The sequence below is a fragment of the Luteibacter aegosomatissinici genome (assembly GCF_023078495.1).
GTDB lineage: Bacteria > Pseudomonadota > Gammaproteobacteria > Xanthomonadales > Rhodanobacteraceae > Luteibacter > Luteibacter aegosomatissinici.
On the sequence record NZ_CP095742.1, the window covers coordinates 4,602,706 to 4,625,008 of the forward strand.

A 22,303-nucleotide genomic window follows, 5' to 3' on the forward strand; every position below is an offset into this window, starting at 1 on the left:
GACTCGAGCTTGACGCCGACAATGAACTTCGTTCGGACCAAGCACTCGCGATCGAATCAATCAACGAACGGAGACGTCTTCAGTATTTCCTCGATCTCAATACGTTGCCGATCACCCCATCCTTGGTGTGCCGCATGCATCAATTCGATTCGCCGAGAAAAGTAGATTCGCCGAAAGTCTTGGCCATCGATTCGATGCCTCAGTTCGTATGACAAGGCCATCTGCGAGGTGATCCTTTTAAATATGATGTAAAGGATGCCGTCAAGCTCCGGCGTGTATTGCCGAGATATTTCTAATCCCCGCTCGACCGCGATGTAGGAATATCCCTCGTCGGTTATCTCAAGGTACGGAGTTCCGTCCGAGGACTCTGCGGTGCGAACTTCTAGCAAGACCGAAGGTGCGCCGATAAGCTTCCCAATACGGGCCACTTCATCGCGAACCTCGTCAATTTCTGTCGTCATTAGTTTACCTTTTTCAAGTAGCCGTTATCGATGAGCCATTGAACATTGACCTTGTCCGAAAAGTTTGGAAGCATCTGGACGCCGCCGCCACGCTCCCCGAACGCTGGCGCAATCTCCCCTTGGATCACCGGCAACGGCTTCATAACCTCGTACTCATTGTACGGATTGATGCGGGTCGCGGGCGCCAACGACCTCTGCTCATATGGCGTCCCCACGGGCGAGAGGAATGAGCCTGCGGTGTCGCCGTAGCGGTCAAGCCTTGTCCCCACGGGAATTGTGTCGGCGACTGGCTTCTCTGCGAAGCCCAGATCCGCCGGCCAGTTCCAGGAACCGTCACCTTTTTGATACTGGGAATAGGACGAGTAACCGCCTGCCTCGGCATCAACGGCCCCAGGATTTGGCCCGGACTTTTGGGGCGTAGGTTGCGGCTTGGGGGCTTGGCCGGGGGTGAGCGCAGCGCGACCGGCTGCCGCTGCGGAAATTGCTTCTGTCAGCACTTGCGCATTTTTTGCGGCCGAGTCTGATAACCCCGCATCTCTCCAGATCCCGTACTGCAATGTCTGGTATGACTGCCCTGTCCACCATGTGCTTATTCCGGCAGAGATGTTGTCACTCTGCTGCGCGATGTTCACCGTGCTCGCACCACAAGCGACGCCTCCAAATCTACACAACTTGGCTACAAGATAGGCGTTTACAAAACCGTTTGCTGCTTGGCCGAGCCCCTCGACTCTCTTTGTCCCGTAGATATCAGACCACGCGTCGGAGAATGCGTCTGCCGCCGAGTAGCCGAAAAGCCCCGTCGACTTCAAATCGGCAGCGATATCGGCCTTCTGAGCGTCCGACAGTCGCGCAAGTGCGCCATTATATTCTGAGAGGAGTTGCTCTCCGGCTTCCGTGTAGTGGATAGATCCATCCGTAAGGACTCCAGGCTCAACAAGACCCCGTCCGTTGAGGCAAGACACTATTACGCACGCGACCGCCTGAACTTCGTCCTCCGAGTATCCTTTGCTCTTTGCAACCCCGACGATTGCCGATTGTTCGTCGACATGCAGCGCGCGGTTATAAACTGATCCGTTCAAGGCTCCGGCGGCACCTGATCCCCCGCCAATCATGGCGCCGATGGCACTACTCGCCGAAGCCATCAGCTGCCGCCCCTCTGGCTCATTTGGATCCACTCCCTGGCTAATTAGCCAGTCGGCCATTACCTTGCTAGCAGCCTCACTTCCAGCGGATCCAAGCGCGCCGCCGATGGCATCTCCACCACCCAAGGCGGCACTCGCGGCGCCCACCATCCCGTGAAGAAGGATCTTGTTCTGGCCACCATCGGCCCATTTTGCTTGCTCTTCTTCAGTGGAGGCGTGCTGGTACATGTAGGCCGCTGCGTCACCGACGGCCGTCATCCCCACTTGGCCAGCTACGTTGCCAAGCTCCTGCGCCTCCCGAACGTTCTCTTCATCAAAGACCGGCTTAAGCGCCTGGCTATCAAGACTCCCGTCGCGCTTGAGGCCAGAAAAGTCCGCCGCACCATCGTGAGTAATGATCGTCCCGTTAGCAATACTGGATGCCGTATCGCTACTACTCTTGTCGCTCTGCGGAATCGACAACCCGGTGGGCGCGAGACCGCCCGCTCCACCACCCACGCCAAAGCTGCTGGCGCTGTAATTGGCCTCGTTATGGATCGACTCCCAGGTCAAGGACCCCGTATCGAGGATGTTCTTGCCCGGGTCGGCCGAGCTTGCAATTACACCGCCGACAAGATGGGTATTGCCGCCAACGAGGATATCGAAGCCACCTTTCCCGGCACTGATGCCACTGACTTCGTTGACGCTGTCGTAGTGGCTGTCCACCTTACTTTGGCTGTAGCTGAAGGTCCCGCCGTAACCGAAGGTAAACGTACCTCCAACCTGTTGCTGCTTGCTGGCGTAGTCGTCGGTGTCCTGTTCGCTCTCGATGAGCAGATTGCCGCCCACATTTGCGAGCACCGAATCGCCCTTCAGCTGAGCGCCCTTGATAGTCGTGTCGTTACCCGAGATCAGGGTAAGGTTGTCGGTGGCATTCACCGCCGTCTCAACGTGCGTCGTCCCATTACCGACGGCCTTGCCCATACCGGCGGATGCCGATACATAGAATCCCGTCTGCGAGCCAATCGAGAAGCCGATCTCACCGCTTCCGTTGCGGTTCGTGCTCTTGCTCGAGTGGTCTTCGGCCTGGCTAAGGAGAATCAGGTTATTCGCGGCTGCTAACGCAACGTTCTTGCCGTCAATGGAACTGCCGATGACATTGAGATCGCCGCCAGTGGCTGCGATGGTGACATCACCGTTACTACGAATATTGCTTCCGTAGGCCCGCTCTTCGTGCGTCTTGGTCTCGCTACTCGCGCTACTAGCGCCAATGCCGATACGCAACGATATACCGGTTGACTGTCCGGCTGCCTGGGCACCGTCATAACCGCCTCCGGCGTCGGCATACGCGCTACCTGCACCGCCTAGGGCACCGATCGAGTCGATACCATCACCCGACATGCCCATGCCGCGACCGGCACCGTCGGAGAACAGGTACTGTGCGGCCTGAGCTGCGTAGAGCGCCTTGAGGCGATCGTCCTTCACCTCGCCCGACCTGTGCGCTGCCCCGTAAGCACCCTGGATCGCGCTTACTGCCCCACCAGTCAACCCAATCGTAATCCCCACCGTCTGCTTCTTATACGTCTGCCGCGTATCCGTCGTGGCCACAGCCGCATCGATCGTCACGTCCTTGCCGACGATGGTCGTGCCGTCTTTGCTCAGCACGTCGCTGCCGGTGATGTGTACCGTGTTGCCCGCCGTTAGTGTGACCTTGCCATCCGTGCTTCCAACAACGCTGCCCGTAGGCGTGCTGTCATGCTCCTCGTAGCCGTTCTGCTCTTTCGAGCCACCGATCATCACACTGAAGCCGCCGCCGGACATCAGGCCCGATTTGCTCACCGTCTTGTCGTGGGTTTCGCTGTGGGTCGTCTCCGCCGTACCAATGGTCAGATTGTTGCCAGCGGCCATCACCAGGTCGTTCGTCGCGCCGATTTGAGCGCCTTGCGTCGTAATGTCGTGACCAGCGGCGACAGTGACGGAGTCACCACTGATCAGCGTACCGATCGCGAGGCTGTCTTCACTGGCGTCGAAGGTCTTCTTGGTCGTGCTAGATGTCGCTCCGGATTTGACGCTCTTGGCCTGTTGTTCCCATGTATGCAGCTCCTGGCCGGCATCGAGGTTGACATCGTTCTTCGCAGCCAGCGCGACGCCGCCCCTGTCGCTGGTGATGGTGGCCGCCGTGGCATTAATGTCGCGGCCGGCACTGACGATCACGCCCTGGGTCCCGTCGAGGACCGTGCCCGTCAATGCCTGGTCCATCGTGCGGGTCTGGACAGCCTTCTTGCCTTCCTTCGTGAAGCTTTCGCTACGCTGGGTGTCGGTAATCGCGTTGAGCACGACATCGCGCCCAGCGCTGATGGCAACCTGATCGCCCGTCGCAACCTTTGCCCCCTCACTCACCACATCCCGTCCAGCTGCGAGCACGGCGCTCCCACCGGCATCGATGGTCGTCACCGTGTGCACGGTGCTCTCACTGTTCTGCTTGCTACCCTGCACGGCCGTGGTCTGGGCGATGGCATTAAGGCTCAGGTCGCGCCCCGCGACGAGTTGTGCATCGCCACCTGCCTTGACCGAGGTCGCCGTAAGCGACAGGTCGCGTCTGGCTGACAACGAAAGGTCGCCACCCGCGGTCACGGGGGCCTTCCCCAACGTCAGGTCGCGGCCGGCGCTTGCGGACAGGTTGCCGGTCGCGGTGATCGAACCGCCCGAGGCGAGACCGAGGCGCGCCGCGTCGACCGGCGTGATCGCGTCGCCAAGCTTCAGGCCACCCAGGTCAATGCGCCCGATATCGGCGCCACTGAGGATGTCGTTGCCCGCAACCAGGCTGACGTTGCCGCCCTTGATCGTCCCGGCGTTGAGGATGTCCTGCGCGGCGGTGACGCTAAGGCTGCCGCCAGCGCTGAGGTTGCCGCCGTTGAGCAGGGTACCGGCCTTCAGGCTCGCATTTTCGCTCGCGGCGATGGTGCCGGTGTTGGTCAGCGTGCCCGAGGCATCGAGGATGATGGACTTACCGGACAGGATCGCGCCGTTCTGCGCGACTTCCTGTGCATGGGCGGCGGACAGGTAGACCACCGGAACGAGAACCTTCTCGCCGTTGACCTCCTGGCTCACCATCCAGACGATATCCTGGGTGAGGTTGGCCATCTGCTCGGCGGTGAGCGCGATGCCGACCGAGAGCTGGAACTTACCCGCCGTGTCGACGCCGGCATCCATGAGCGCGCGGTACTGCGCCATGGCGTCGGTGTTGTCGGTGAGGTACCGGCGGCCAGTCAGTGAAGTGATCTGGTCGAGCACCAGGCGCTGTTCGTAAAAGCCATCACCGAGGCGCTTGATCGTATCTTCACCGTTGAAGCCCAGGCGGTCCATCAGGTAATCGCTACCGAGGAAGCCAGCCTGACTGGCAAAGCGCGGATCAGTCTCGATCAGGTACGGGCTCGCGCTCCCGGGGTGCGTCGTATACAGGCCGCTGTTCGGCACGCGAATCTGCCCAGCCGGCGCATCGGGCGTACCTACGCTTTGCGAACCGGGGCGCGGGCCAGCGTTGCGGACATCTCCTGTGATGGTACCCACGCCGCCAACCCCACTCGCCTCGGGCGTACCGCCCATGCCGCCGACACCGCCGAGATCGACGGCGTTGCCGGCGCTACCCACATGACCCGCACCGTTTCCCGAGACGTTACTGCCACCCGCATTGGCACCAAGCTGCACTCCGCTGATCGGGTTGCCATCGGCGCCGACGGTGGTGTTCTCGATGGTCTGGCCGTGGAATTCCAGGGTGCCGCCCGCGGTCATCCGCGAGACCAGTCCCTGGCCAGGATCGATGTTGATCCATGTGGGACGCTGGCCGTCGCCGAGGGCGATAGTCGCGCTCGTGCTGCCAGTACCGTAGATCTTGAAGCCGTTCGGCTCCCAGCGGCGCGGGTCGTGGACGAGGGACTCCCAGCCGACGCCATAGGACGCGTCGGTTCGCACCGTGCCCGTGGGATTCCAGGCGATGTTGCGGATGACCTCGCCGGCAATAGTCGTATCGCCCTCACCGAGCGAGCCCTGACCTGCGCCATTGATAACGAGGTTGTTGCCGGCGGCGACGGTCGACTTATCATTGGTCACGGACCCGGACAGGATGATGTCCGTGCCACCGACCACGCGACCTTCCGCACTGGCGCGCTTGAGCCGCTCATACGACAGCAGGGTGTCGGTGTACGTGCCCTGGAAGCTAACCGGGATGCCGTCGCCGCTCTGGAACCCGATGCAGCGGTTGTCTTCGTATCCTGCGCCCTGGCAATAAAGGCGGGCGCGCTGAATCTCTTCCGCGGAGACGATCTGTGAAGGATCAACGTTCGGCGGCTGGTGGTTCGGATCGGGATCGTTGTACGCGTAACGCACGATCGGGCCACCGACCTGGCGCACGGCACCATCGGCTAGCGCCACGGTCTCAGTCTGGAATACACGGCGCTCGTTGGTAATCTGGTTCGCGGCCAGCGTCACGCGCTGGTCGGCCTCGATGTCACCGGAGCGATTGACGATGGCCTGGGTCCGACCGCCTGCGTCGTTCGCGGCGATGAAGATGTCACCAAGGGCGAACACCATCGCATCGCGATTCAGGAACGTACCGCCCACCAGAAGGCGGACGTTCTGCGTAGCAGCGATCAGTGCCGACTGGTAGGCATTGTTGTCTGCCTGATCACCCAGATCCGCGCCATTGGTCAAGTTGTTGGCATGGACGGTGATGGTGTCGCCGATCAGCGAACCGGTGTTGTCGATGTCCGTCCCGTTGATGGCCAGCGTGTCGCCTTCGATGCGACCGCGGTTGCTGACCCTTCCGCGTGAGTTCAGCGTAGTGGCGGCACTGCTGATGCGTGCGCCGTTACCGTTTTCGATGTACGCGGCATCGATCGTCAGGTCGCCCACGCTCTCAAGCGCAGCGCCATCGCTGTTGTATAGCGAGCCTCCGAGATGCAGGCCAAAATTCCTGTTGGCCTTGAACTGGCCGCCGGCGCCGTTGACGAAGTCGCCCGGCAGGCTGACGTCGAGATCACGGCCGGCAATGACACGGCCGTTGCCCTGGATTCCCCCCATCAGGTTCAGCGCGACATCGCCATTGGACGATGTGTTACCGCCCGCGTTATTCAACCATGCCAGCGTGAGCGCCAGACGCGTACCCGCGCCAAACTGACCATTGATGTTGGTCAACGTGGCGCCACCGTTGCTCCAATCCAGCGTGCCGGCGGCATAGACGTTGCCGTTGCTGTTCTCAAAGCCGCCGACGCCGAGCGACAGGTCACCACCCGAGACCAGCCGGCCACCGGCATCGTTAAAGAACGACGCGTTGATCGCCACGTTGCCCTGGCCGCCAACGGTCCCGTTGGTGTTGTCGAGGGCGCCGCCCGAGGTAAAGCGAGCCTGGCCGGTACCCGTGTTGGCCATGCGGCCACCGATGTTCGAGAGCGCCGCTCCCGAGACGGTCAGGGTCGCCGTGGCATCGCCGCTGCCGCTCTCGATGCGGCCACCGTTGTTGTTGAGGCTACCGCTAGCAATCACTGACGAGGCACCCATCGACTGGATGGCACCACTGTTGGTGAGATCGCCCGTCGTCGCGATGTCGGCCGTCGCGCCAGCGTAGAGCTGACCTGCATTGTTCAACGTACCAGCGTGCAGCCAGAGTCCACCATTGCCGCCAATGAACCCACCGACGCCGTTACCGAGCGTGTTGGCGACGGCCACGCGAATCAACTGGGCTGAGAGGCCTTTGATCTGGCCGCTGCCGTTGGCAAGCGAGCCCGCGGTAATGCTGGTAGCGCCACTGGACTGGATCGCGCCCGCGTTGTTCGACAGCGCACCCATCGTCGTGATGGCGAGTGCACTGGCGACCAGTGTGCCGCTGTCGTTGCGGATGCTGGTGGCATCCAGCGTCGCATCACGCGCAACGCTGATCGTGCCACCGGTTGAGTCGAGCTCACCGCTCGTGTCGAGATCCAGTGCGCCGTTGCCGACGATGCGGCCGCTGCGGTTTGCCATGCCCGTACCGCCGCTGACCGTTAGCAAGCCGTCACCTGCGTGCTCGATCGCACCACCGTTATTGGTGATCGACGACGCCCGCAGCGTCAGGTTCTTCCCGTTGGCTGCGATGCGGCCATTCGTGTTGTCGACCTCACTCGTGAAAACCAGGGACTGGTCGGCCGTACCGGTCTGGACGAGACTACCGCCCGCGTTGTCGAGGGCAGCGCCTGTCAGGTCCAACGTGCCACCCTGCAGCGACCCACCGCGATTTCGGATCGCGCCCGTCGAGTGCAGCGCCAGCGTGCCGTCCGTCGCGATGCTGGCGTTGCCAGTATCGACGTCGCCCCGGATCGCATCCAGCGAAATGTCACCTGCCGTGCGCAGTCGTGCATCGGCCAGATCGAGTGATGCGGCCATCAATGCCAGGTGGCCGGCCGCCAGCGTGTTGCCGTGAACGGCAAGCGCACCCGCGACGGTCGCATCGAGCACACCTGTCGTACCGAGGCTCCCGTCGGCCTGCACGCCGGCTCCGAGGACGCCCGACGAGACGAGTGTGCCGGCGACGAGCGTGAGGTCACCCCGGGCGACCAACGTGCCGGTATTGGCAAGTTGCTGGGCTACCGTCCAGCTGGCCTTGTCACCGGTATAGATACTGCCCGTGTTGCCGACGCTTCCGGCGGCGACCGTGAGTCCGGCGCCCGCGCGCAGGCTACCGCTGTTAGCTAACCCGGCGACATCGAGGTCGGCGTGGCCGTCCGCATAGATCGAGCCGGCGTTGTCAATCTTACCCAGCGTGGCAAGGTTGAAGTTACCGCTCGTGTAGATGTTTCCGGTCGACGCATTGTCCAGCGCAGCCAATTTTGTTGCCGAGATATTGGTACCAGCCTGGATAGTGCCTGCGTTGGTGAGCGTGCCGTCGTTGTCGATACGCACGGCGCCATCGGCAAGCGTAGTGGCCTCCCAGGCGTTGGAAATGTCACCGCCCCGCAAGGCCAGGTCCCGCTTTGCATAGACGACGCCCTGCTGATCCAACGCGGCAGCGTCGAACGTGGCGTCGCGGCCAGCCTGGAAGTGGCCCGAGTTGGTTACGGTAGCGCCATCGATCGACAAGTCGCGGTCTGCGACGGTCGTGCCCGTGTTGGACAGCGTGTTGGTCGCCGTCACTGCGACGTCGCTCACCGCACTTACCGTGCCGCGCTGGGTGATATCACGTGCCGAAAGCGTCGCGTTACCAGTATCGGCGAGGAGCTTTCCACGGTTGTCGAGCATCGTATCGGCCTGCACGGCGACCGAGCCACCCGACTCGACGGTGCCTCCATTGCTGACTGATCCTCCGCGGATCGTCGCGATGGCCAGCGCATAGATATCGCCACTCGACGCATTGTCGAAGCGCCCAGCCGTGGCCACCAACGCCCCACCAATGGCATAAAGCTTCCCGGTGTTGGTCAGGGCGCCCGTAGTGTCGAGCGCGAGCTTTTGCGCCGCCTGCATCGCACCGGTATTGACGATGTCACCGGCCACATCGACGACCAGGTTTCCATCGGCACGTACCAGATTGCTGGTGTTCAGTGAACCGGCGTGCACGGAGGCATTCGTGGTCGCGTAGACCTGCCCGTCATTGCGAACCGCGCCGTTGACGTCCAGCGTCAGAGCGCGCCCCGCGTAAAGCACGCCTTGCGCCCCCAGAACCAGGGAAGCGGCCGACACCGTGAGGTCGCCGCCGGACTGCAACTGGCCGTGGTTCGTAACGTCGCCTGCGCGGACGACGGCGTCGCCACCCGTGATGATGTTACCGCTATTGCTGAGCGAGCTCACCGCGTTTATCGAAGCAGGCCCAGCAAGGCTGATGCGGCCACTGTTGTCGATGACGCTACCTTCGAGCCCCGCCACGCCGCTGGCGATGACGGTCCTGGTATTGCCGAGTCGATCCGTCGCCTGCAGCGCCAGTTCCGACCCGGATTCGATCGCGGCTGCGTTGTCGATACGCCCGGCGCGCACCGTTACACGCTTACCTGCGTATACGTCACCGGCACCGGCATTGGCGACCGAGGTAGCAGTGACGTCGAGCGCACCACCCACCGCATACAGCTTTCCGCTGTTGCTAAGCGCACCACCGCTCGCGAGCGAGGCATCGGTCGTCCCATAGACCGTCCCGCTGTTGTCGATCGTTCCGGTGGTGGAAACGATGATGCGGGTACCTGCGGCCAACGTACCGCTATTGGATAGCGCTGCGCCGGTAGCAACCAGCTGGCCGGTCGACGTCGTTCTGCCGGTCAGCTCGAGACGCCCGGCCTGGGTGATCGTGAAGTCACCACCTTGCGTCGCGAGCTCACCCGCGTTGCGTACACCCACGCCGGCTTCCGTGCCGAGCAGTCGGATCTTGTTCGCATACATGCCACCGAGCGCGGCCACATCGAGGCTCACGCCGTCAGCCCCACCTTCACCCGCGATGGCCTGTGCCGACAGATCGCCGTAATTGACCTGGTTGGCGCCGGTCACCACGTTGAGCTCGTTCGCCCAGACCCTCGCGTTCGCCGCCACGGTCCGGGCGATCAGGTCCAATCGGTCTGTGCCGGTTCCGTTGAGACCCGCGCCATTGATTGCCAGCGTGCCCCGCGTGACCCGGAACGCCGCCAGGCTACCGTCTCCACCAAACACAGGCGTACCCGTTACAAGCGTGCCACGCGAGGTATTGATGAAACCGCAGCCGTCGCAGCTTATGCCGTTGGGGTTGGCGATGATCACTTCCGCACGGCTGCCCGCCACTTCAGTGAAGCCACGCAGGCTCGACGCGTTCTGCGAGGTCACTTCGTTGACGATGATCCGCGCAGCGCCGTTAGCCAGGTTGGCGTTGCCTACCACATAACCAGCCTGCTGCGTCTGACTGACCGACGCGCTGTTGTTGAGGATCAGGCCCTTCGAATCGACGTTGAAGTGCTCGTACTGGTTATGAGAGACACCGGCCTGCGTGGGCGCCACGATGTTAACTACCGGCGTGCCGTTCGCCGCCGTATCAACGGTTGGTCGGTGAGCCGGATTGCCGGCACCCGCGACCTGTGCTTGTGCCGCGATCGGCGTGCCCACGAGGGCGATGAAGGCAGCGAGCGCCAGCGAGGGCGCGGAACGGCGGGCGAGATCGAGATGCGTGGTCATCGTGCAGTCCTTGTCAGTACTGGTAGACGAGCTGGAAGCCCGTCGCCGGTCGCATCGTGTTCAGGGCGCGACCGCCCTTGTCCGCCCAGCCGGCGAACGCGTCGAAGCTGATGGGCCCTAAGCTGCCGCGCAGACCGATGAACTCACCGCGCAGGGATTTCTCGGGAAGTGCGCGGATGCTCGGGCCGCCAACGTGGCCGCCGTCGATACCGGTGTATGCGACGACGGGCCAGTGGCCGAGGGGCACGCTGAACGTGTTGCGCCAGTACCAGCCCCGCTCACCGGCCAAGGTCTCCTCGCCATCGAAGCCGCGTACCGAATAGCGCCCACCGATAGTGATAAATTCCGACGCGTATAGCGTGTCGCTGCTGCGTTGCGCGCGCAGTTCCGTCGTCCACTGCATAGGCATGCGTCCCACCTGGAACGGCACATTGAGCGAAGTGTCGATGAGATTCAGGCCGTATTGGAACGTGGGCGATCCCTTCGACTGGCCCCAGGGATCGTGCTGGCCACCGAACCAGGTGACGCCACGACGATGCGCCACCCGCAGGTCCAACTGGGCATTGCCAAGATATTGCCGTTGGACCAGCGCGAGTTCGGCCGTGGTGACATCGCGCTTCTGAGTCAGTAGTTCGGAGTCTTCAATGAAGCTGTGCGCCCAGCGCTTGCCGATGCGCAGCTCCACCGATGTCTTGCCGTACTTCGTCCGGTGGACCATGCGCTGCACCGTGATGTCAGTAGTGCGCGACTTGCCACTGGACCTGAAGGTCTGCTGCGAGCCTTCAACCGTCTGGTGATACTTGTAGTCGTAGACTGAGGCGGTCACGAGCCAGTTACCGATGGGCGCGGCGTAGTTCGCTGTGTTCCCGCGCGTACTGTGTCCATCGCTGTGGTAGACATCGTGGTTGTAGCCCAGCGACAGCACGTCGTTGATGCGCAACGGATTATCGAGGCCGACGTTGAGGCCACCCTGCAGGCGCCCGGTCGCGCGCGATCCGCTGTCGTCGAGCGACACCACGACGTGCCAGGGGCGCGAGCGCTTCATGCTGATCACCAGGTCTGACTCGCCCGGCTGTTCACCCGGCGCGATGTCGATAGTGACGTCTTGCGACGGCACGCGCTTGAACTGTTCCAGACCCTGCTCGATATCGCGCAGGTTGAGCAGGTCGCCCGGACGCGCGGGCAACGCGGTCTGCCAGGTGCCCACGAACGAATCGTTGGCGAAGCGAACGGCATGGATCGTCCCCGGCACGAGCGTCAGGCGCAGCGTGCCGGTGGACAGATCCTGCGGAGCCAGGCCGATGCGCGTGGTGACGTAGCCCCGATCGATGACCAAGTCGGAGACACGACGCACGATGGTGTTGACGCCATCGTGGCCGACGCACTTACCTACATAACGGTCCAGGTAACGCTGTGCGAAGGCGAAGGCCTCCAGGCGCCGACCTTCCAGCGCCACGCGCGATACGCGGAAGCACCCCGCCTCGTTGGGGACGTCCACCCGATGGAAGTCCGTCGCGCGCGTGGCGTCCAGCCTCACATCCGGCTGCTGTTGCTGATCCTGGCGTGCCTGGGCCTCGCGCTGGGCGCGATCGCGTTGTTCTTGCTGGTCTAGGGTTTGAGCCTGTTGCGCATGTGCGAGGCCCGTCACAACTACCAAAAAGCCGGCCACGCCAATGGCCGCAAAGGCGCCACTGGGGCGCCTTTTGAAGATCTTGCTCACGTTTTCCCCTGTTTCTGGCCAGTCCAGGCCACGCTGCTCCAAGGAGGGGAAAGTTTAGAGCCAGACCATCTCGCCGACTGATCTTTCGTCGTAGGGGCTTGCCGACACGTCGTGTAGGGGAATTCCTACACGACGTGTCGGCCGGGCATCTCAGTTCAGCTTGCTATGCCGCACACCATAAGCAAAGTAAACCACCAGACCAATCGCCATCCAGATCGCAAACCGCTCAAACGTGATCCACGGCAGGCCATAAATCAGCGCCAGCGAGAACAGGATGCCGAGCGGCGCGGTGAACCACACCGCCGGCGTGCGGAAGTTGCGCTGCAGGTTCGGCTTGCGCACGCGCAGCACGAGCACCGAGGCGCAGATCAGGATGAAGGCACTGAGCGTGCCGATGTTCACCAGCTCCGCCACTTCGCCAATCGGCAGCAGGCCGGCGACCACGGCGGTGAAGATGCCGAGGATCATGGTCGGACGGGCCGGGGTACCAAAGCGCGGATGCACTTTCGAGAACCACGCCGGCAGCAGGCCGTCGCGGGAGAGCGCGAACCAGATGCGGGCGGCACCGAGCATGAAGGCGAACAGCACGCTGATCACGCCGATGACGGCGGCGATGGCGATGATGTTGCTGATCCACGGCAGGCCGATGGCGTTGAACGCATCGGAGACCGACGCTTCACCGCTCAGCGAGCTGTACGGCACGATGCCCGTGAGTACCAGCGAAACGGCGATGTACAGGATCATGGCGACGGCGAGCGAGAGCAGCACCGCGCGCGGCAGGTCGCGCTGGGGATTCTTCGCTTCTTCCGCGGCCGTGGTCAGGGTGTCGTAGCCGAACACGGCGAAGAACACGACCGACGCGCCGGTGAGCACGCCCTGCCAGCCAAAGTGACTCACGCCCTTGGCGTCGAACACGAGATCCGGGATGAACGGATGCCAGTTCGCAGTGTTGATGTGGAACGCGCCGACGCCGATAACGAGCGCCACGCCGATGACCTTGATCGACACGATCAACGTATTCAGACGCGCGCCCCACTCGGTGCGCACGGAAAGCATGATCGCGACGAGCAGCGAGATGCCGGCAGCGATGATATTGAAGCGGTGGCCATCGGTCGGCGCGGCAACGGGCTCCGCAAAGTGGACACCCAGCGAGCCTACGGCGTGCTGCCAGTAGAACTTCATGGTGTCGGCGCTCATGCTCTTCTGCGCCCATTCCGGCAGATGCACGCCCGCCGTGGCAAGCAATACCTGGACGTAGCCCGACCAGCCAATGGCCACCACCGCCACCACCAGGGCGTATTCGAGTAGCAGATCCCAGCCGATGATCCAGGCCGCGCCTTCGCCGAGCACCGCGTAGCCGTAGGTGTAGGCACTGCCAGTGACCGGGATGAGGCCAGCGAATTCGGCGTAGCAAAGGGCGGCGCAGGCGCTGCCCAGGCCGGCGATGATGAAGCTGAGTGCCACCGCCGGGCCGGCATTCATGGCTGCCTGCTGGCCGGCGAGTACGAAGATGCCCACGCCGATGATGCCGCCGATACCGATGGCGGTGAGCTGCCACAGGCCCAGGACGCGGCGGAAATCCGTCCGCTTACCGACTTCCGCCTGCAACTGCTCGACGGACTTGTGGCGAAGGAACCTGGCTAGCGACATGGGGCGATCCGGCGGCGTGGCAAATGACCGGGGATCATAACGGGCCCGAAGGCGCCGTGTCGCCCGTAGGAGCCCACCCTGTGGGCGACGGCGTTCGCGAAAGCGTTACAGGGACTTGGCGTTGCGGCGAAAGATGTCGCCCACAGGGTGGGCTCCTACAGGGGACTAATCTTAGCGGTGGTCTACGGCCTTGCGGCCCAGGGCCGGGTCGTCGGTGAAGAAGGCATCGATGCCGGTGGCCAGGTAGGCACGGATCTCGGCCACCGAGCCGTCCTCGTTGCGCGCCGCATCGCCGGCACCATTGCGAAAGTTCGCGGCCAGGAAGTGGTTCTCCGGGCGGAAGGTGTACGGGTGTACCTCCAGGCCGGCCGCGTGCGCGTCGTGTACCAAGGGGGCTACGGGCGCCAGCTTCCCGTCCGCCGCAAGCGGGATGATGCTGCGCGTGGAGGGCCCAATGGCATCGGCGTAGCCGCGCACCGCCTTCAGGCCTGCCGGGGTCATCATCTGCCCATAGGTAAGGGAGGGCTCATCGGCCGGGCGCTCCTCCGCCCCTTCCATCAACTGGAGCAGCCGGATGTTCGGGTGGTCCTTACCCAGCTTCCCACGCAGGTACTTCAGGTTGCCCACCTCGAACGACTGGATCTCCGCCGGCGCCGTGCGGGTGTACGCATGGGCAGCCAGGGTCGCCAGCACCTTGTCCTCCATGGGCAAGCCGATGCCGCGGAAGTACGTGGAGTGCTTGATCTCCGGAATGATGCCCAGCACCTTGCCGCTGGCCGACGCTTCGGCCGCCACGAACTCGATCATCTCGTCGAAGGTAGGCACCGTGAACTGGCCGTCGTACGCCGTGTTCGCCTTGCGGATATCGGCCAGGCGCTCGCGGGCACGCAACGTCTTCAGCTCGGCCAGGGTGAAGTCCTCGGTGAACCAGCCGGTGATTTGTACGCCATCCACGGTTTTCGTGGTCTTGCGGCTGGCGAACTCCGGATGGTTCGCGACATCCGTGGTACCGCCGATCTCGTTCTCGTGGCGAACCACGAGAACGCCGTCCTTCGTCGAGACCAGATCCGGCTCAATGAAGTCGGCGCCATCGCGAATGGCGACGGCGTACGAGGCCAGCGTGTGCTCGGGCCGAAGGGCGCTGGCCCCGCGGTGGCCGATCACCAGCACCTTCGCGGCGATGGGACGGGCATCCATGGCTTCCACGGTCATCGGCAACGCTCCGCTCAACAAGGCAAGGAGGCCAAAGGATAGCGCCGTCGTCTTCATCAGAAGTCCGCCGAGAGGGTGACGAAGCTCTGCCGCGGGGCACTGGCGTGGAATGCCAGGGCCCGGCCCTGCGGATCGGTGGCCGCAAACGCCGTGAGGTTGGATGCGTAACGGTGGTCGGTCAGGTTGGTGACATTGAGCGACAGGGTCAGCGCCTTCAGCTGGCCGAGCGCGCCGAAATCATAGCTGGCACCGAAATCGAACGAGGTGGCGCCGGCCACGCTCTGGTCATTCGTGTAGGTGTAGTAGCGCTTGCCGGTGTACTTGCCACGCAGGCTCGCCGTCCACGGGCCCGTGGTGTAGCTCACCTCGCTGGCAAACATGCGCTTGGGCGTATCCACCGTGGTCTTGTCCTTCACCGGTACCACCACGCCATTGGCGACGTAGTTGTCATCGTACTTCGAACGGTTGAACGAGGCCGAGTTGTACCACTGCAGGCCCTGCACCGGCTTCCAGATGAAGGTGAACTCCGCACCACGGCTGCTCACCGAGCCGACGTTGACGAAGGCCGTATTGCACTCCGGACGCGTACCTACCTCGATGCTCGGGCACGGGTTCAGCGAGAGCAGGCGGTTATCGAACTTCACGTCGTACAGCGCCACGGAGGCTTCGTAGAACGAACCCACGCTGCGGAAACCACCGTCGATGCTGCGCGACTGCTCCGGCTTCAGGCTGCTCTTCGTGCCATCAAATGCCGCCTGCGAGACCGACTGCGGGCCGCCCGCGCCACCGCCCTGGAAGGAGGCGATGTTCTTGGCATACGACAGGAACAGCTCCTGGCCCTTGGCCAGCTGCCAGGCCAGGCCCACCTGCGGCAGCAGGGCTTTCTGCGCCTTCAGCGTGCCCGTGGCATACGGGCTTTCCACGCCCGGCAGTTCCACCGCCTTCATCGTGGTGTGCGGGCTCTTCACACCGATATCCACCGAAAGACGATCGTCGAACGCCTTGAAGCTGTCCTGCAGGTAGGCCTGCTTCGTGGTGATGGTGTAGTCCTGGGCGAACAGGCGGCGGTCCGGGTTCTGCAGGTAATAGTTATCGCTGACCGGGCCGTCGATCCAGTAGAAGTTGCGCTCGACGTGGTGATCGTTCTGCTCGTACCACACGCCACCCTCTACGTGATGGATGCCAAAGTCCCATGCCAGCGACGCGATCGCACCGGTGCGGTTGATCGTGTAGTTGGTGCTGCGGATGCTGATCGGCAACTCCTCGGGCGTGCCCGGGAACGACTTCTGGCCCGGCGACCACCAGTGGCCCTGGCCGGCGTTTTCGTGGTGGTACACCTGCGTGTGCAGCGTGCCGCCATCGGCCACGTTGAAGTCGCCAGCGACGTAGTACAGATCATCGCGGCGCAGCGCGCGGCTCTGGTAGTACGCGTCATCGATATTGTCGACGCCCCCGGAGAAGCCGCAGCGCGCATCCTTCACGCCGCCGATGGTGTAAGCCGGTGCGCAATAAGCGGCGGCCAGTGCCCGGTTCCAGTCCGGCGCATACAGGTTCCAGTCCCAGCCCAGCCCGCGCCTCATGCCGCTCTTGGACAGGTAGGCGTAATCGGCCTGGCTGGTGCGCGAGGTATCGGCGAAGCCGGTGATGCGGTTGCCATCACCGAACTCATAAACCGCCTTGCCGTTGAACTGCTTGGTGTCGGTCTTTGATCCCGGCTGCGCCCACATGTCCGCATCGGCCTTGACGCCGCTGAGGTACATGGAAAAGCCCTTGTAATCGCCGGTATCGATGCGGGCATAGCTTCGGCGGTTGTGGTCGCTGCCGAAGGTCTGGGCAGCCTTGCCACCAAATTTCGTGGACGGATCGGCGGAGAAGTACTGGATGGTGCCGCCGAGGTTGCTGGTGGAGGCGGTGCCGAGTGCACCGATGCCTTCGGAGAGCTCGACGGTGGACATGTTCTCGGCGATGAGTGCGCGCGAGATGTTCAGGCCGTTGTAGTTACCGTAGGCGTTATCGCCCAGCGGCAGGCCATCGAGCGTGTAGCCCAGGCGCGTGGTGTTGAAGCCGCGCAGGGTGATCGACTGGGATTCTTCATTCGCGCCGAAGGCATCGTTGGATTCGACGTTCACGCCCGGCAAGCGGTTGAGGATCTTCTGAGGACTCGTGCCCGGCGGGAGCACTTTCTGGTCCTCCGGCACGATACGCTGCACCTGGCGGGTTTCACCCTGGCCGATCACCGACACCGCTTCCAGGTCCTGGGTTTTCGGCGGCGGGGCGTCTTCGGCATGGGCCTGGAAGGCGACCGCAGCGGCAAGGGCGAGGAACAGGGCGGAGCGTGCGTGCTTCATCGAAAGGGGGACTCGACGTTAGGGAAGCCGACGAGCGTGGAGCGCATGTATTTACGTTTCTTTACGGCCGTGGTTTGAAACGCCATTTGGTGAACGGGGTCGCAGTTACGTGAATCCGCGCTACAAACGGTCAAGACGGGCTGTTCGCCCGGCGGCTGCGCAAAACTGCAACACTTCACCCCAACAATGGCGAACCCTTGCACGGACCCTTCCATGTCACTGCGCAACCGCCTAGCCGCCCTGCTCGTCCTCGCCCTTGCCTCCAGCCAGGCCAGCGCCGCCCACCGCGTCATCGTGTTCGTGTGGGATGGCATGCGCCCGGATGCCATCAGCGAGGACGACACCCCAAACCTGGCGGTCCTGGTCAAGCAAGGCACCTACTTCGCGGATAACCACGCGACGTATCCGACGTTCACCATGATCAACGCCTCGAGCTTCGCCACGGGCTCATTCCCGGGGACGATCGGCTTCTTCGGCAACCGCTTCTGGGCACCGGGTGCCAGCGGGTTCGATGCAAAAGGGGCGCCCAGCGACTTCGCCGCGCCGATCTACACGGAAGATTACGCCGTGCTGCGCGCGCTCGATGACCACTGGCACCACGACCTGCTGCAGGCGCCGACGTTGCTGGAGCGCGCGCGGAAAAAGGGCCTGAAAACGGCCGTGGTCGGCAAGTCCGGACCCGCTTTCCTGCAGGACCTCCACGAGGGCGGCACCATCCTGGACGAGAACGTGGCGCTGCCGCTGTCGTTCGCGCAGAAGCTCTCGAAGGCCGGCTTCCCGCTGCCCGCGAACATCGTGCATGCGTACGACGACGAGCATTTCCATCTGGAACCGGATAACGGCACGCCCACCGCACAGTTGCCGTTGGTAACCTTGAAGGATGGCAGCACCTCGGATGCTTCCGACGGCGCAGGCGCGCCACCCACCGCTTCGAATGCCTACCTGATGAAGGCGTTCCTCGAATACATCCTCCCCGTGGAAAAGCCCGATGTCAGCTTCGTGTGGCTGCGCAATCCGGATTCCACGGAACACCAGTACGGCGTGGGCTCGCCCAACTTCCACCTCGCCCTGCGTGCGCAGGATGAACTGCTGGGCCAGCTACAGGCGACGCTGAAGGCACTGGGCATGGAGCGCGATACGGACCTCATCATCGTCTCCGACCATGCGCACAGCAACGTGGCCGGGCCGCGTGATCTGTTCCCGCTTCGCCAGATCGCCGACGGACGCGTGGGCCACGTCGATGACGAGTGGGGCTTCTCGACCTCCGGCGCGATCCGCCTGGCCGATGAGATGACCCAGGCCGGCTTCACGGCCTTCGATGGCTTCGGCTGCATTTATGCGCCGGTGATGGCAGGCATCCTGGCGAATGGCAAGCCGCTACACCCCACGCGTTACGACGATGATGGGCGTGTTTGTGGCAAGCCCGGCCCTTACACCACGTCCGCTTACAAGGTGCCGGCCAATCTGCCGAAGGATGCGTTCGTCATCGCGCCGAACGGCGGCAGCGAATACCTGTACCTGCCTTCGCATGACCGCGCGCAGATCGAAAAAGCCGTGCGCTTCCTGCAGTCGCGCGAGATGTTCGGCGCCATCTTCGTCGATGCGCGCTACGGCAAGATTCCCGGCACGCTGCCCCTAGCCACCGTGCACCTGGCGAACAAGCGCGCCCCGGATATCGTCGCCAGCTACGACTTCGATCCGGACGCTGTCATCCAGGGCTTCCGGGGCACCGTGTACACCAGCATGAGCAACGAGCGCGGTATGCACGGCAGTTTCAGCCCCGTGGATGTGCACAACACGCTACTGATGACCGGGCCGGACTTCCGCAAGAACGTGCGCAGCGAACTACCCAGCGGCAACGTCGATGTGGCCCCTACAGTGGCGGCCGTGCTGGGCGTGGACCTGGGCAAGCCGGATGGCCGGGTCTTGCGCGAAGCCATCGAAGGCCGCAACGGTGATGGCCTTTCGGCCAAACCGGTGGATATCACCACCGACACGGTATCCGGCCTTGATGTGCGCCGCGTGGACGGCACCCCCATGGGCCGCAGTACCTACCGCTTCACGCTGAAGACGAAGCAGCTGACCGATAACGGCAAGACCTACACCTACTTCGACCAGGCCAAGGCCGAACGCAGTCCCTAGCGGCACGCCCGAAGGTGGGCGCCCACCCTGTGGGCGACATCTTTCGCCCGGCCGCATCAGGGCCTGCCGCGTGCTCGCGAGAACATGTCGCCCACAGGGTGGACTCCTACAACGGACGACAACAGGCGGTTGTCATGCGTTTCTGCTAGTTTCCGCCCCCTGATCCACCGATAAACGGAACCTTCCGATGTTCAAGCCCTTCGCGCTGGCCTCGCTCTCGGCCGCCCTGCTCGCCGCGTGCGCCAGCACCCCTGCCGATAAGCCCGGCAAGCCGGCCGCCCTGGCCGATGGCGCCACCCTCGACCTGGCGATCCTCGAGACGACCGATGTCCACTCGAACATCCTTTCGTACGACTACTACAAGCAGAAGGACGATGCGTCGTTCGGCTACGAGCGCACGGCCACGCTGATCCGCCAGGCGCGCAAGGAGTTCCCGAACACGGTGCTGTTCGATAGCGGCGATACGATCCAGGGCAGCGTGCTGGCCGATTACCAGGCACTGGTGAAGCCGGTCGGCTGCGATACCGAACTGGGCATCTACAAGGCCATGGATAGCGTGGGCTATGACGGCGGCACCGCCGGCAACCACGAGTTCAACTACGGCCTGCCGTTCCTCGCGCAGGTCACCAACACGGCCATGAACGTCGATGGCGTCACGGCGCAACAGTGCGCGGGCCCGAAGTTCCCGCTGGTGCTCTCGAACGTCAACAGCGCCAAGGATGGCAAGCCCATCTTCAAGCCCTGGACCATCGTCACCAAGACCGTGATGGCTAAGAATGCCGCAGGCAAGGACGTGCCGACCCAGGTGCGTATCGCCATCATCGGCTTTACGCCGCCGCCGATCCTCGACTGGGACAAGCGCAACCTGCAGGGCAAGGTCACGGTCACCGGCGTGGTTGAAGCCGCGCAGAAGTACATGCCGGAGATCCAGGCGCAGCATCCGGACCTCGTCGTCGGCATCCTGCATGGCGGCCTGAACACCGAACCGTACACACCGCAAATGGAGAACGGCGGCTGGTACCTCGCGGGCGTGCCGGGCTTCGATGCGCTACTGCTCGGCCACTCGCACACCGAATTCCCGGGGCCGCGCTATGACGGCATGAAGGAAGTGGATGCCAAGCGCGGCATCGTCCGCGGCGTGCCCGCGGTGATGGGCGGCTTCTTCGGCAAGGACCTGGGCGTCATCAACCTCACGATGAAGCGCGAGGCGGGCCGCTGGGTGGTGGAGAAGGACAAGAGCCACAGCGCCGTGCGCCCGATCTGCCAGAAGAAGGGCCAGTGCGTGGATGCGGATCCGACGATCGCACCGCTGGTGAAGGACGCGCATGACGCCGCAGTCGCGTACGTGAATACCCCGATCGGCGAAACCGACCACGCACTCACCAGCTACTTCGCCGACGAAGGCAACATGACCGCGCTGGCCGTCGTCAATGCGGCGCAGATCGATTACGTGCGCGACGAGCTGTCCCGCTCGCGCCCGGACCTGAAGGATGTCCCGGTCATCTCCACCGCCTCGGCGTTCCGTACCGGCTTCGGTGGCCCGGATGATTACACCGACGTGCCGAAAGGCCCGCTGACGATCCGCAGCGCATCGGACCTGTACTTCTACCCGAACACGCTGGCCGCGGTGAAGATCGATGGCACGGGCGTGAAGGCGTGGCTGGAGAAATCGGCCAACCGCTTCAACCAGATCGATCCGTCGAAGGATGGCGAGCAGCCGCTGATCGGCAAGATGCCCGGCTACAACTTCGACCAGGCGCAGGGCGGCATCACCTACACCATCGACGTCACCAAGCCGGAAGGCCAGCGCATCGGCAACCCGCGCTACAGGGGCAAGCCGGTGAAGGACAACCAGCCGTTCGTGGTAGTGACCAACAGCTATCGCGCGAATGGCGGTGGCGAGTTCCCCGGCATGAACGGCGAGTCCGTCGTGCTCAACGCACCGGATGGCAACCGCGAGGTCGTCATCAAGTGGGTGGAAGCGCACAAGACCATCACCCCCAAGCTCGTGGACAAGCGCTCGTGGACCTTCGTCCCGGTGAAGGTGAAGGGCCCGGTGACCTTTACCGGCGCCGCCGGCAAGGAAGACATCGCCAAGGGCCTGGGCCTGCACGTGACCCAGCTGAAGGACAACGGCGACGGCACGGCGGTGTACACGATCGACCTGTCGAAGAAATAACGCCCTTCCTGTGGGATCGCACCCTGTGCGCGACATCTTTACGCTGTACGGCAACAGCTTCTGTTGCGCACCGCGAAGGGCGTCGCCCACAGGGTGGGCTCCTACACCACGGGGGGCGAGCCGGGCCCCTATGACTTTTTGCCGCTTGACACACCGCACAACGGCGGCCTAAGTTCGGGCCATGCATCCCAACGCGCCAGCGCTGCGTTCCACCTGGGCCACTTCCGTGGCCTACGCGCTTGCGTCCACCACCACCGCGACTACGACCACCACTACGACCACTACGGTCGGAGGATCGGAGTCCGCGCGCGCTTAGG

Annotated in this window: 8 protein-coding genes; 2 read left to right on the plus strand and 6 right to left on the minus strand. The window is 63.5% G+C overall.

Translation table 11 applies throughout. The annotated features are described in order from the left end of the window. Positions 1-56: 56 nt before the first annotated feature. The 6 genes from L2Y97_RS20740 to L2Y97_RS20765 form a co-directional block, all read right to left on the minus strand. A complete protein-coding gene (locus L2Y97_RS20740) occupies positions 57-461 on the minus strand; it encodes an Imm63 family immunity protein (RefSeq protein ID WP_247430495.1) in 405 nt (134 codons plus the stop codon). After that, positions 461-10,735, minus strand: coding sequence for a hemagglutinin repeat-containing protein (locus L2Y97_RS20745; RefSeq protein ID WP_247430498.1), 10,275 nt, complete (start codon positions 10,733-10,735; stop codon positions 461-463). Before L2Y97_RS20745 ends, L2Y97_RS20740 begins: the two co-directional genes overlap by 1 nt. Before the next feature lie 13 nt (positions 10,736-10,748). Continuing rightward, positions 10,749-12,455: a ShlB/FhaC/HecB family hemolysin secretion/activation protein gene (locus L2Y97_RS20750; protein ID WP_247430499.1), complete on the minus strand. Its 1,707-nt coding sequence runs from the start codon at positions 12,453-12,455 to the stop codon at positions 10,749-10,751. Between the two features lie 150 nt (positions 12,456-12,605). Further along, positions 12,606-14,105 carry an amino acid permease gene (locus L2Y97_RS20755; protein ID WP_247430502.1) on the minus strand — a complete coding sequence of 500 codons (1,500 nt, stop codon included), beginning with the start codon at positions 14,103-14,105 and terminating at the stop codon, positions 12,606-12,608. Positions 14,106-14,276: 171 nt separating this feature from the next. Next, on the minus strand, positions 14,277-15,374 hold the full coding sequence (locus tag L2Y97_RS20760) for a glycerophosphodiester phosphodiesterase (protein ID WP_425492798.1): 1,098 nt from the start codon (positions 15,372-15,374) through the stop codon (positions 14,277-14,279). After that, a complete protein-coding gene (locus tag L2Y97_RS20765) occupies positions 15,374-17,665 on the minus strand; it encodes a TonB-dependent receptor (RefSeq protein ID WP_247430503.1) in 2,292 nt (763 codons plus the stop codon). The genes L2Y97_RS20760 and L2Y97_RS20765 overlap by 1 nt, the downstream gene beginning before the upstream one ends. A 213-nt stretch (positions 17,666-17,878) precedes the next feature. Between L2Y97_RS20765 and L2Y97_RS20770 the strand changes: the two genes are divergently transcribed. Next, positions 17,879-19,807, plus strand: a complete 1,929-nt coding sequence (locus L2Y97_RS20770; protein ID WP_247430506.1) for an alkaline phosphatase family protein — start codon at positions 17,879-17,881, stop codon at positions 19,805-19,807. Positions 19,808-19,994: 187 nt separating this feature from the next. Continuing rightward, on the plus strand, positions 19,995-21,986 hold the full coding sequence (locus L2Y97_RS20775; protein WP_247430508.1) for a bifunctional 2',3'-cyclic-nucleotide 2'-phosphodiesterase/3'-nucleotidase: 1,992 nt from the start codon (positions 19,995-19,997) through the stop codon (positions 21,984-21,986). Positions 21,987-22,303 lie beyond the last annotated feature (317 nt).